Source organism: Kitasatospora sp. NPDC059722, from assembly GCF_042733235.1.
Taxonomy (GTDB): Bacteria; Actinomycetota; Actinomycetes; order Streptomycetales; family Streptomycetaceae; genus Kitasatospora.
This window is the reverse complement of the sequence record NZ_JBHWGD010000030.1, coordinates 71,774-84,346: the sequence shown is the minus strand read 5'-3', so window position 1 is coordinate 84,346 and position 12,573 is coordinate 71,774. Positions and strand designations below refer to the sequence as shown.

General features: G+C 73.9%; 11 protein-coding genes. 8 read left to right on the top strand and 3 right to left on the bottom strand.

Features of this window, described 5'->3' with window-relative positions; all coding sequences use genetic code 11:
- Window positions 1-73: 73 nt before the first annotated feature.
- Together ACFV4F_RS20615 and ACFV4F_RS20610 are read right to left on the bottom strand one after the other, a co-directional pair.
- A complete protein-coding gene (locus ACFV4F_RS20615) occupies window positions 74-2,032 on the bottom strand; it encodes an ABC1 kinase family protein (protein WP_380436757.1) in 1,959 nt (652 codons plus the stop codon).
- 54 nt (window positions 2,033-2,086) lie between these two features.
- Entirely contained in the window at window positions 2,087-2,635 is a 549-nt protein-coding gene (locus ACFV4F_RS20610; protein ID WP_380504289.1) for a hypothetical protein, read from the bottom strand.
- Window positions 2,636-2,947: 312 nt separating this feature from the next.
- Here ACFV4F_RS20610 and ACFV4F_RS20605 point away from each other — a divergent pair, with 312 nt between their 5' ends.
- The 4 genes from ACFV4F_RS20605 to ACFV4F_RS20590 are packed head-to-tail and all read left to right on the top strand — an operon-like array spanning window position 2,948 to window position 5,670.
- Window positions 2,948-3,061 carry a lasso RiPP family leader peptide-containing protein gene (locus ACFV4F_RS20605; RefSeq protein WP_380436753.1) on the top strand — a complete coding sequence of 38 codons (114 nt, stop codon included), beginning with the start codon at window positions 2,948-2,950 and terminating at the stop codon, window positions 3,059-3,061.
- A 25-nt stretch (window positions 3,062-3,086) separates the two neighbouring features.
- Window positions 3,087-4,889 (top strand): asparagine synthase-related protein, encoded by a 1,803-nt coding sequence (locus tag ACFV4F_RS20600; protein WP_380504286.1) that lies wholly within the window; start codon window positions 3,087-3,089, stop codon window positions 4,887-4,889.
- Window positions 4,890-4,921: 32 nt separating this feature from the next.
- A complete protein-coding gene (locus ACFV4F_RS20595) occupies window positions 4,922-5,179 on the top strand; it encodes a lasso peptide biosynthesis PqqD family chaperone (RefSeq protein ID WP_359973877.1) in 258 nt (85 codons plus the stop codon).
- Window positions 5,176-5,670 (top strand): lasso peptide biosynthesis B2 protein, encoded by a 495-nt coding sequence (locus ACFV4F_RS20590; protein WP_380504283.1) that lies wholly within the window; start codon window positions 5,176-5,178, stop codon window positions 5,668-5,670. Before ACFV4F_RS20595 ends, ACFV4F_RS20590 begins: the two co-directional genes overlap by 4 nt.
- On the opposite strand, the gene ACFV4F_RS20585 is transcribed toward ACFV4F_RS20590, so the two are convergent.
- Window positions 5,664-6,356: a hypothetical protein gene (locus tag ACFV4F_RS20585; RefSeq protein ID WP_380504281.1), complete on the bottom strand. Its 693-nt coding sequence runs from the start codon at window positions 6,354-6,356 to the stop codon at window positions 5,664-5,666. The two genes, ACFV4F_RS20590 and ACFV4F_RS20585, sit on opposite strands and share 7 nt — an antisense overlap.
- Window positions 6,357-6,588: 232 nt before the next feature.
- Here ACFV4F_RS20585 and ACFV4F_RS20580 point away from each other — a divergent pair, with 232 nt between their 5' ends.
- The 4 genes from ACFV4F_RS20580 to ACFV4F_RS20565 all read left to right on the top strand — a co-directional run bounded on the left by ACFV4F_RS20580 (window position 6,589) and on the right by ACFV4F_RS20565 (window position 12,572).
- The gene (locus ACFV4F_RS20580; RefSeq protein WP_380436744.1) at window positions 6,589-7,647 is read left to right on the top strand and encodes a polyprenyl synthetase family protein; all 1,059 of its coding nucleotides are present in this window, start codon (window positions 6,589-6,591) and stop codon (window positions 7,645-7,647) included.
- Window positions 7,648-7,697: 50 nt separating this feature from the next.
- A complete protein-coding gene (locus ACFV4F_RS20575; protein ID WP_380436917.1) occupies window positions 7,698-9,242 on the top strand; it encodes an acyl-CoA carboxylase subunit beta in 1,545 nt (514 codons plus the stop codon).
- Between the two features lie 17 nt (window positions 9,243-9,259).
- Window positions 9,260-9,472, top strand: a complete 213-nt coding sequence (locus ACFV4F_RS20570) for an acyl-CoA carboxylase epsilon subunit (RefSeq protein ID WP_380504279.1) — start codon at window positions 9,260-9,262, stop codon at window positions 9,470-9,472.
- Window positions 9,473-9,587: 115 nt separating this feature from the next.
- Entirely contained in the window at window positions 9,588-12,572 is a 2,985-nt protein-coding gene (locus ACFV4F_RS20565) for a BTAD domain-containing putative transcriptional regulator (RefSeq protein ID WP_380436739.1), read from the top strand.
- Window position 12,573 lies beyond the last annotated feature (1 nt).

Sequence of the window (12,573 nt, the reverse complement as noted above, 5' to 3'; positions counted from 1 at the left end):
GGGCTCGCGGCCGGCGGGGGGGGGCGCCGCGCCGGGGCCCCCCCGGCCCCCCGCCCCCCACGGCCCTATCAACTCACCGTCTGTGCTTGGGGCCGATCATCAGGAAGAGCACCCGCATCACCAGCACCGAGCTGATCACCAGCAGGTTGTAGCCGAAGAGTTCGAACAGGCCGAGTCCCTTGCTGAGCATCGGCCCGCCGCCCGTGCGCAGCAGCTGTACGCCGACCAGGCCGATCACGCCGCCCAGGAAGGCGAGCAGGATCTCGTGGACCAGTGAGCGCAGGAAGCGGCGGTCCTCCGGGTCGGCGAACATCCGCACGCCGACGGTCAGTTGGCCGCCCTCGATGGCGGCGCCGATCCGTTCGACCCGGCGGGGCAGCCGGCGCAGCATCGGGACCAGGCCGAGGAGTTCCTCCGCCATGCTGCGGCCGAGCGTCTCGGGCTTGAGCTTGCGCAGGTGCTGGGTGACGGCGAAGGAGCGGGCCTCGGCGACGATGTCAAAGCCCGGCACCAGGCGGTCGAGCGAGCCCTCCATCGTGGCGAGCGCGCGGAAGACGGCGGCGATCTCCGGCGGCACGTTGATGCCGTGCCGGGCCACGATCGCGAACAGGTCGGCGAACATCTCGCGGTCCGGCTTGACCCCCGGGGCGAAGTGCCGGGCGAGGAACTGTCCGACGGCACGCTCCAGTTGGCGCTCGTCGATGTGCTCGGGGTGGACCACGAGCTCGATCAGCGCGTCGGACAGGCCGCCCGGGTCGCCGCGGTGCAGGGCCAGCAGCATGCCGCGCAGGGTGGCCCGCAGGGAGCGGTCGATCCGGCCGACCGAGCCGAAGTCGAGCATGCCGAGGGTGCCGTCGTCGAGCAGGAGCAGGTTGCCCGGGTGCGGGTCGGCGTGGAAGACGCCGCTGGTCATGATCTGGCCGAGCAGACACTCCAGCAACGCGCCGGCCAGCGCCTTGCGGTCGAGCCCGCGCTCGTCGAGCACCTTGGGGGCGCTGTGCAGGGGGATGCCCGTCATCCACTCGCTGACGAGCACCCGCTTGCCGGTGAGCCGCTCGTGCACCTCGGGCACCCGGACCATCGGGTTGCCGCCGGCCTGCTCGATGGCCGCGGCCACCGCCATCGTGTTGCGGGCCTCGATGCGGAAGTCGAGCTCCTCGTGCACCGAGACGGCGAAGCCCTGGGCCAGCGCGACGGCGCCGACGCTGCGGCCCCACTCGGTGTGCTGCTCCAGGCGCTCGGCGAAGCGGTAGAGGATGTCCAGGTCGTCGACGACGATCTCGCGCGCGCCGGGCCGTTGCACCTTGACCGCGACGTGCTGTCCGTCGGGCAGCCTGGCCCGGTGGACCTGGGCGATCGAGCCGGCCGCGTACGGCTTGGTGTCGAACTCGGCGAACACCTCGTCCGGCGCGGCGCCCAGTTCCTCGCGCAGCACCTGCTCGACGGACTCCCAGGGCTCCGGGGTGGCCTGGTCCTGGAGCAGGCTCAGCTCGGCGATGAACTCCGGCGGCAGCAGGTCGTAGCGGGTCGACATCACCTGCCCGAGCTTGACGAAGGTGACCCCGGCCTCCTCCAGCGCGAGCCGCAACGAGGCCGCCAGCACGGCCCGTTCGGCGGCGGCGCCCGGCCCGCGCCGGGTGCGCCCGCTGAGGAACCGGCCGAGGCCGTGCCGGACGAATATCCGGCTGAGCCGGCCGTAGCGCCGGGTGCGGGCCACCTGGCGGCGCAGCGAGCCGGGCAGCCGGGCGAGTCCGCGCATCGGGGACGAGGGCAGCAACACCTCGGTGGCCGCCAGGAAGAGCATGGCGACGACCAGCGAGACCCCGATCTCCAGGGTCACCAGGGCGAAGGGCTGGACGTCGCGCAGCGGGTAGCTGACCAGACTGCCGCTGGCCAGGCCGACCGCGCCGGTGGCGATCGCGCGCCCCTTGCCCAGCCGGACCCCGAGCAGCCGGCGCGCGCCCGAGGCGAGGCCGGTGACGAAGACGAACAGCGACAGCGCCCCCAGCAGGACGATCGCGGCAGCGCTCATGGTCGCTCCTCCGCTGTCCGCTCGCTCATGCCCGCTCCTCCGCGATCCGCTCGCTCATGCCCGACGGCGCCGGCGCGAGGCGTAGTTGACCGTCACGACGGCGAGCAGCGGCCCCCACAGCAGCAGCGGCATGTAGAGCCAGCCCATGACAGCCCGGTGCATGCCCTTGAGGTTCTCGCTGTCGACGCTGTCCCACACGGCGGCCTGACTGATCGTCACGGCAGTGAGGATGGCGGCGCCCAGCAGCGCGGCCGTCACGGCGGCCCAGGTGCGGACCTGCTTACCACCGATCAGCGGCAGCCAGCGCGGGGCGACGATCCCCCAGTCGCGGACGAGTCCGAGGGTGAGCAGGGCGGCGCCCTCCTGGAGCACGCAGATGGCGGGCAGCACCAGGTAGCCGTTGCCGGGGATGCCGTAGTCGTGGCGCAGCACCTCCGTGCTGTACCCGACGGGCACGCCGATGGCCATCGCGAGGCGCCAGAGGGTGGAGGGCAGGGCGATCAGCGGCACCGCGTGTGCGACCCAGACCGCCCAGCGCGGCGGCGGGGGCGTGCCGTCCAGGGCGGCTCCGGGGGCCAGGGCTCGGCTGGCTTCGATTGTCATATGACACTGCCAATCAGATCGTCAGGTGCATGCTGGCCATAAATCGTATGGCGCTGACCTGTGCCTTTCCGGTGGCACTGACAGCTTGCTGCCAGGATCCGGCCACCCGTGCACCATCCGATCACATGTCCACTCGCTGCCAGCCGATCTTGGAATTCCCGGCGGAATTCCGCGTTCCCCGGCACTTCAGGCCAACGCCGTTGAGCGGCCGCCCGTTCGAGCCAAGACTCTTCGTCGGGGAAACACCCCTGAGGAAACTCCGGAGAGAACTCCGGACGATCCCCGCAATCCCTCCCGAGAAAGGAAGAAAACATGTCCAAGAAGCAGTACGAGACCCCGGTTTTCGAGTCCGCCGGAACGTTCCGCGCCGTCACCGGCTGGAAGGGAATCTTCAGCTGGGATTTCTTCCACGGCCAGATCATGTGACCGCCGGAAAACTGGAGCTGATGTGATGTCCGGCCACGGCACACCGTTCTTCTTCGCGTTCCCAGACAGCGCGGCCGCGTGCGCCGTGGCCCGGCGCCTGTGCGCCGACCGCCCGGAACTCGATGTCATCCCCCACGCCTCCGGGCGGCCCTGGATCGTCGGACACTGGTCCGCCGGGGAGCTCCTGGTCGTCCGGTCCCCCCACCTGACGGTCGCCCTGATCGGCACCTTCGGCGTCACCGCGGCCGACCTGGCCCGGCGGGTCGCCCCGGTGCGCGAGCCGACCGGCCTGGACCGGCTCGGGCTCGAACTCCCCGGACAGTTCCACCTGCTGGCCGCCACCGACGGCGCGATGCGGGTCCAGGGCACCGCGTACGGCACCCGCCGGATCGCCTGGACGAGGATCGCGGGCGCCGTCGTCGCGGGCGACCGCGCCGCCGAGCTCGCCCGGTTCGCCGGCGCCGGGCCCGACCTCACCTCCGTGGCGCTGCGGCTGCTCAACCCGCTGCCGGCGCCGTTCGCCGACCGCGCCATGTGGCACGGCGTCCGGCCCGTCCCGCCCGGCCACTGCCTGGAGCTGCGCGAGGGGCTGCCGCCGAGGCAGCGGCGCTGGCACCGGCCGCCCGAGCCGGTCCTGGGCCTCGCCGAGGCGGCCCGCGACGTCCGGTCGACGCTGACCGAGGCCGTCGCCCTGCGCACCGCGGACTCCGGCCTGATCAGCGCGGACCTCTCCGGCGGGCTCGACTCCACGTCCCTGTGCTTCCTGGCCGCGGGCGGCCCGGGGAACCCGAAGCTCATCGCCTGCACCGCCACCGGCGACGAGTCCGAGAACGACGACGGCCACTGGGCCCGGCTCGCCGCCGAACGCCTCGTGGACACCGAGCACTTCCTCGCCCCCGCCTCCGAACTCCCGCTCTTCTACAGCGGGGCGATGAACGACGGCGGCCGGCACGACACCCCGGTCGGGATCGTCGTCAGCCGCGACCGGGTCACCCACTTCATCGAGCGGATGGCCGAGCGGGGCTCCCGGCTGCACCTGACCGGAAACGGCGGCGACCACCTGTTCCTCGGCAGCGCGGTCGACTACCACGCCCTGCTGCCCACCCGGCCGCTGCTCACGCTCGCCGCCCTGCGCGGCTACCGCACCCTGTTCGGCTGGTCCCGCCGCGCGGTCGCGGGCGCACTGCTGGACCGCCGCTCGTACCGGAGGAGCTTCGCGGCCCTGACCACCCGCTCCTCCGGCTCCCTCGACCCGGGCCGCCCGTCCTTCGGCTGGCTGCACGACCCGGTGATCGCGTCGTGGTTCACCCTCGACTGCCTGGAACGGGTCGAGCAGGCCCTGGCCGAGGCCGCCCCCACCGTCGAACCGCTCGCGGCGACCCGCGGCCGCCACCACGACCTCGCCGGCATCCACGCCGGCACCCAGGAGATGCGCGGCCTGGAGGAGATGGGCCGCCTGGCCGGCGTGCCGGTGGCCAACCCGTACTTCGACGACCGGGTCGTCGACGCCGCACTGGGCGCCCGCCCCGAACTCCGCGCCACGCCCTGGGCGTACAAGCCCCTGCTGGTCGAGGCGATGCGCGGGATCGTCCCGGACCGCAGCCTCGCCCGGCGCACCAAGGGCGACGGCTCGCCCGAGGCGACGCTCGGCCTCTACCGGCACCGCGAGGAACTGGCGGCGGTCTGGGAGGACAGCGCGCTGGCCCGGGCCGGCCTGGTCGACCCGGACGCGCTGCGCCGCCTCTGCCGCACCCCCGGCTCGCCCGAACTCGCCTACAACCCCCTGACGTCCACGCTCGCCTGCGAGGCCTGGCTCCGCACCGCCTGAGCACCGACGACCTGCCGAACGGAGAAGCACCGATGAAGCTGCGCAACCACGAACACCTCACCGTGGCCGAGACCGAGTACGGCGGCGTCCTGCTCGACGCCAGGATCGGCCAGTACTGGCAGCTCAACCCCACCGCCACCGTGGTGGCCCGCACCCTGCTCGACGGCGGGTCGGAGGCCGACGCCGTCGACGGCCTCACCGAGGCCTTCGACGTCGACCGGGAGCGGGCCGCCGCCGACGTGGCCGCCCTGGTCGACGGCCTGCGGGAGGCCGGGCTGGTCGCGCCGTGAGCTTCACCTTCGCCCTTGAGCACGACCGGAGCCAACGCCCGCCGCTGCCCAGGCGATTGGCGATCCGGACGGCGGTGGGCCTCGCCCGGCTGCTCGTCCTGCTGCCCGCGCACCGGCTCCAGCGCGTGCTGGCCGTGCTCAGCCGCGGCGCCCGGCCCGCCGGCGCGGACGAGACCGGGGCCGTGCGGGACGCCGTCCTGGCCACCAGCCTCGCCATGAACGGGCTGCGCAGCTGCCTGCCGCGCTCGGTCGCCGTCACCCTGCTGTGCCGCGCCCGGGGCAGTTGGCCGACCTGGTGCGTCGGGGTGCGCACCGCGCCGCCGTTCACCGCGCACGCGTGGGTGGAGGCCGAGGGCCGGCTGATCGGGGAGAAGGGCCGCCACGACAGCTGGGCGCGGCTCCTGACGGTCGCCGCGCCCAGCCCGCACACGAATTCCGGAACGTCCGGAAAGTCCGGAGAATCCGCGAATTCAGGGAAATCGGGTCACTGACAGCTGTGCTGCCAGTTCCACCCGATGAAGGTGTGCCGGGTCTCGGTCTCGAACCGGCAGGTGGCGGTGCCGTCCGCATTGAGGTCGATGAACGAGTGCATGGTGTTCGCGTACCACGCACCGGTCACGTCGAATATCCCCTTGTAGGTGAATTCGGCGTCGGCCTGGGTGTGCGAGACGGTGCAGTCCGCGGTGCAGTCGGTGTTCTTCGTCGCGGACTTCAGGGACCAGCCGGCATTCCACGGCTCGCGGTTCCACTGCTGGGTCGCGTCGGTGTTCGCGGCGCTGATCCGGGTGCCGTCGGTGGTCCACGACGAGGTCGTGTACAGACCGGTCATCCGGATGTTGCAGCAGTCGTACCACTCGCTGGCGCTCTTGAACTGGCGCGTGGTGCCGGCCTCCACAGCGGCCTGTGCCGAACGGGCCGCGACGGCGCCGGACTCGGCCGGGACGAGCCTGACCTCGCCCAGCACCGGCTTGCAGTCGGCGCCGACGGACACCTGCTGCTGCACGGCCATCCCGGCCGGCGGGGCCGGCAGGGCGCCGGTCAGCTTCAGCTCGCCGCAGTCCTTCGCGGCCGGGGCCGCAGCCGCCCCGGTCGCGGTGGTGGCGGCGGTGGCCGGGGCGGCCGTCAGCGCGAGGGCGCCGGCGGCGAGGGCCGCGGCGAGGGCTATTCGGGTGCGCAATTGTCCGTGCCTTCCTGGTGGGTGATCGCCAGGGAGCGTAAGCGGCGGGCGTTCGTGGTCGGCCGGTCCGCGGAAATCTTGGCAGGAAGCTGACGATTCCCTGGTCAAAACGCCCGCGACGGTCCTAGTGGCACCTTCCTGACAGCGCTGTTGAACACCGGTGCGCACCCGTTCGAAGCTGGCGCACGATCCCTTGAATCCAGCGCGGCGCGGCCGCGGAGGAGGTTTCCGCATGACGGCCGGACAGACGTACGAAGCCGTGGCCGTCACCGGCCCGGGCACCACCCCGGAACCGTCCGCCGCCGAGCTGCTCGATCGGCTCGAACTCGCCGAACCCGAGTTCGAGAACCGGCTGCGCGCGGCACTGGCCGGGGCCGAGGAGTGGCTCCAGGCCAGCGCCCACGACGCCCTGGACCCGCGCATCGGGCCCCTCACCGGCCACCTCGCCGCCGCCGGCGGCAAACGGCTGCGCCCGCTGCTGGTGCTGCTCGGCGCGGAGTTCGGCGACCCGTGGGCGCCGGGCGTCCCGCAGGCGGCCGCGATCGCCGAGCTCGTCCACCTCGCCTCGCTGTGCCACGACGACGTCATGGACGGCGCCGCCACCCGGCGCGGCATCCCGAGCGTGCACGCCCGCTGGGGCGAGCGCGCCGCCGTGCTCAGCGGCGACTGGCTGCTCGCCCGCGCCGCCCAGCTCGCCGCCGACCTCGGCCCGGCCGCCGTCCACCTGAACGCCCGCACCGCCGGGCGCCTGGTCTCCGGCCAGCTGCGCGAACTCACCGGCCCCGGCCCCGACGTGGACCCGGTGACCCACTACTTCCACGTGGCGGCCGGCAAGACCGCCGCCCTGCTGTCGATGTCGCTGGCGATCGGCGCCGTCCAGGCCGGCGCGCCCGCCTCCGCCGCCGCCGCGCTCACCGAGTACGGGGAGCAGCTCGGCATCGCCTTCCAGGTCGCCGACGACCTGCTGGACCTGCGCCGGCCGGCCGAGCTCAGCGGCAAACCGCGCGGCACCGACCTGCTCGCCGGCGTGCCGAGCCTGCCCGTCCTGCTCGCCCGCGAGGGCGCCGACCCGGCCGATGCCGAACTGCGCGCCCTGCTCGCGGCCGGTCCCGTGCCCGCCGCCGACGTGCCGCGCGCACTGGAACTGTTCGAGCGCTCCGACGCGCTCGCCGAGACCGAGGCCGTGATGCACCGCCGCCTCGACCGGGCCCGGACCGCGCTGGACACCCTGCCCGACCTCCCGGCCCGGCGCGCCCTCCTCGCCCTGTGCGAGCACCTGGCCCTCCGCTAGCCCTCCGCCCCCGCTGACGCGGGCGTACCCAAGGAGCCCCCCTCATGACCATGGCCGCCCGGGTCGCCGAACTCGACCTGATCCGCCGGGACGTCCGGCACGGGCCGAGCGAGAAGGCCACCGAGGCCCAGCACGCGAAGGGCAAGCTGACCGCCCGCGAGCGCATCGACCTGCTCCTGGACGAGGGCTCCTTCCACGAGGTCGAGCCGCTGCGCCGGCACCGCGCCACGGGTTTCGGCCTGGAGGCCAGGCGCCCGTACACGGACGGCGTGATCACCGGCTGGGGCACCGTCCACGGCCGGACGGTCTTCGTCTACGCGCACGACTTCCGGATCTTCGGCGGCGCCCTGGGCGAGGCCCACGCGCAGAAGATCCACAAGATCATGGACATGGCCCTGGCCGCGGGCGCGCCGCTCGTCTCGCTCAACGACGGCGCCGGCGCCCGCATCCAGGAGGGCGTGACCGCCCTCGCCGGCTACGGCGGCATCTTCCAGCGCAACACCCGGGCGAGCGGCGTCATCCCGCAGATCTCGGTGATGCTCGGACCGTGCGCGGGCGGCGCGGCGTACTCGCCCGCGCTGACCGACTTCGTCTTCATGGTCCGCGAGACCTCGCAGATGTTCATCACCGGCCCGGACGTCGTCCGCGCCGTCACCGGCGAGGAGATCACCCAGAACGGCCTCGGCGGCGCCGACGTCCACGCCGGCACCAGCGGCGTCGCGCACTTCGCGTACGACGACGAGGAGACCTGCCTCGCCGAGGTCCGCTACCTGCTCTCCCTGCTGCCGCAGAACAACCGCGAGACCCCGCCCGCCACGCCCGCCGGCGACCCGGCCGAGCGGCGCAACGACCGCCTGCTGGAGCTCGTCCCCGTCGACGGCAACCGCCCGTACGACATGCGCGCGGTGATCGAGGAGCTCGTCGACGACGGCGAGCACATGGAGGTCCACGAGCGGTGGGCCACCAACGTCATCACGACCCTGGCCCGGCTCGGCGGCCAGGTGGTCGGCATCGTCGCGAGCCAGCCGCTGCGGCTGGCCGGCGTCCTCGACATCAGCGCGAGCGAGAAGGCCGCCCGCTTCGTCCAGCTCTGCGACGCCTTCTCGATCCCGCTGGTCACCCTGGTCGACGTGCCCGGCTTCCTGCCCGGCGTCGACCAGGAGCACGGCGGCGTCATCCGGCACGGCGCCAAGCTGCTGTACGCCTACTGCAACGCCACCGTCCCGCGCATCTCGCTGATCCTGCGCAAGGCGTACGGCGGCGCCTACATCGTCATGGACTCCCAGTCGATCGGCGCCGACCTCACCTACGCCTGGCCCTCGAACGAGATCGCCGTCATGGGGGCCGAGGGGGCGGCCAACGTCGTCTTCCGGCGCCGGATCGCCGACTCCGACGACCCGGTGACGATGCGCCGGCAGCTCGTCAAGGAGTACCGGGCCGAGCTGATGCACCCGTACTACGCGGCCGAACGCGGCCTGATCGACGACGTGATCGATCCCGCCGAAACCCGCGCCACCCTGATCCACGCCCTCGCCATGCTGCGGACCAAGCACGCCGTCGGACCGGCCCGCAAGCACGGCAACCCCCCGGTGTAAGCGAAGGAGTGAGCGTCATGCCCGGCGAGACCGCGTCCGTGCTCGAAGGCCCGCTCGGGCCCGCCCTGTTCCGGGTCATCAGCGGCAGCCCCACCGCGGAGGAGCTCGCCGCGATCGCCGTCCTGCTGAGCACCCGCGCCGCCGCGCGGGACCCCGCCGACCCGGCCCCGGCCGCCCGTTGGGAGGCGGGCGGCGTGCTCCCGCCCGCCTCCTGGGCCGCGCACCGCTGAACGCTGGCAGCTTGCTGCCGTCCGCGTTGCGGCCCCGCACCGACGACCTGTAACTCAGAGTGAAGAGGTCGGGGCCATTCCGGATGTGGCGGCGGCCGAGTGGAGGAGGGCAGCCGTGCTTCAGGTGGTGTTCCGGATCCTGGGGCCGCTGGACATCAGCGCCGACGGACGGCCGGTCGCCCTCCAGGGCGCCCGCCAGCGCACCGTGATGTCCATGCTGCTGCTCGCGCCCGGCCGGGTGGTCTCCGTCGACACCCTGGCCGACGCGGTCTGGAACGGCAGCCCGCCCGCCACCGCCCGCAACCAGATCGCCATCTGCGTCTCCGGCCTGCGCAAGACCCTCAAGACCGCCATCGGCATCGACGACCTGATCGTCACCAGCCACCCCGGCTACCTGCTGCACCCCGGCGAACACCGCATCGACGCCGTCGAGTTCGAGGAGCGCGCCGCCGAGGGCCGGGAGGCCGCCCGGCGCGGGCGCGCCGAGGAGGCCCGCGCCCACTACGAGGACGCCCTCGCGATGTGGCGCGGCCCCGCCCTGGCCGGCATCACCGCCGACGCCGTCGAGGCCGAGGCCGCCCGGCTGTCCGAACTGCGGCTGGACGTCCACGAGCAGCTCAGCGCGCTGCGCCTGGAGCTCGGCGAGCACCGCGAACTCATCGGCGACCTCACCGCGTTCGTCCGCGAGCACCCGCTGCGCGAGCAGTCCCTGGCGCACCTGATGCTCGCCCACTACCGGGCCGGCCGGCGCGCCGAGGCCCTGGAGGCCTACCGCGACGGCGCCCGGCTGCTCGCCGACGAGCTCGGCATCGACCCCGGGCCGACGCTCCAGGAACTGCACGAGGACATCCTCAACGACGCCCCCGAACTCACCCTGCCCACGACGCCCGCGGCGGCGCCGGCCCTGGCCGTGCCCGCCCACCTGCCGCCGGTGCCCGCCGCGTTCACCGGCCGCCACCAGGAACTCGCCGCGCTGGACCGGCTGCTGGAGCACCAGGGCGGCGCTTCGCTGCCGGTCGGCTCGATCATCGGCACCGGCGGCGTCGGCAAGACCGCGCTCGCCGTCCACTGGTCCCACCAGGTCGCCGCGCGCTTCCCGGACGGCCAGCTCTTCGCCGACCTGCGCGGCTACGACGAGGAGGAGGAGCCGCGCCGCCCGTCCGCCGTCCTCGACCGCTTCCTGCGCGCCCTCGGCGTGCCGGGGCCGCAGGTCCCGGCCGACCCGACCGAGCGCACCGCGCTGTTCCGCAGCGTCCTGTACGACCGGCGGGTGCTGATCGTGCTCGACAACGCCCGCTCCTTCGAGCAGATCCGCCCGCTGCTGCCCGGCAGTTCGACCTGCTGCGTGCTCGTCACCAGCCGCGACAGCCTGAGCAGCCGGCTCGCCGGCGACTACGCGCTCGTCCCGCTGCACCTGCCCTCGCTCGGCGAGGACGAGGCCGTCGCGCTGCTGTCCCGGGTGGCCGGCGCCGAGCGCTTCGCCGCCGACCCGGCCGGCGCGGCCCGGCTCAGCGAACTGTGCGACCGCCTGCCGCTCGCGCTGCGGATCGCCGCCGCCCGCCTGGCCGCCAAACCGCACTGGACGGTGCGCACCCTCGTCGCCCGGCTGGAGGACCAGCGCCGGCGGCTGGACGAACTCAGCCTGGACGCCCGCGGCGTGCGGGCCGGCTTCCGGCTCAGCTACCGCGACCTGCCGGCCGGGGCGGCCCGGATGTTCCGGCTGCTCGGCTCGCTCAACGTCACCGAGTTCTCGGCCTGGGCCGGCGCCGCCGTGCTCGACATCGACCCGGTCGACGCCGAGGACCTCATCGAGCAGCTCGTCGACGCCCAGCTGCTGGAGCCGCTCAGCGCCAGCGCGGGCCACGTCCGCTACCGCTTCCAGGACCTCCTCCGCCTCTTCGCTCGCGAGTGCGCGCTTGCCGAGGACGGAGAAGGTGACCTGAGGCAGGCCCTGCGGCGGGCCTGCGCGGTGTGGCTGGGCCTCGCCAAGGAGGCCCACCGCCGGGTCTACGGGGGCGACTTCACCGTGGTGCCGGGCACCGCCCCGCTGCACCCGCTGCCCCGCCACCTCACCGACGACCTGGTCGAGGACCCGATGGAGTGGTTCGAGGCCGAGCGCGCCGCGATCAACGGACTGATCCAGCAGGCCGCCCGCGACGACGAGTCCGGCTACGCCTGGGACCTGGTGATGACCACCGTCACCCTCTACCAGAACCGCAACTACCTGGAGGACTGGCGCGAGGGCGCCGAAGCCGCGCTCGCCACCGCCCACCGCACCGGCGACGCCCTCGCCGAGGCGGCGATGCTGCACTCGCTCGGCACCCTGGAGATCGTCCAGTACGAGCACGACAGCGCCTACCGGCGGCTCGGCCTGGCCCTGCGCCTGTTCGAGGAGCAGGGCCAGGACCAGGGCCGCGCCCTGGTCCTGCGCAACCTGGCGCTGTGCGAACGCCAGCGCGGCGACCTGGACCGGGCCGTGGAGACCGGCCGCCGCTCCCTGGAGATCTTCCGCAGGGGCGGTGACCGCTACGCCGAGGCCCATGTGCTGGGCCTGCTGGCGCAGATCGAGCTGGAGCGCGGGGACGCGCAGGCGAGCCTGGTGCTGTCGTCGGAGGCGGTGGCGCGCAGCCGGGGGCTCGGCACCGTGCGGGGCGAGGCGCAGAGCACCGTCCGGCTGGCGGAGGCGCTGATCCGCGCGGGCGACGGGGTCCGGGCCGAGGAGGCCTGCCGGCGCGCGCTGGAGCTGGTGCTCGGCAGCGGGGACCGGCGCGGCGAGACGCACGTGCTGAGGGCGCTGGGCGAGGCCCTGTGGTGCCAGGGCCGGGGCGAGGAGGCGGAGCCGGTGCTGCGCAGCGCGCTCCAGGCCGCGGAGGCGGTGCCGGACACGTTCCTCCAGGCCAGGGCGGGTGCGGTGCTGGGCTGCGTGCAGGCGCTGCGCGGGGACCGCGACGGCGCGGTGGCGATGCTGCGGGCCGCGTCGGGCCTCTTCGCCGAGGTCGGCGCGGGCGGCTGGTCGGAGCGGATCGACCGGCTCATGGTGGCGATCGCGGACGGCGGACCGGTCGACTCGGGGCGGCTGTTCGAACTCGTGCAGCCCTGAC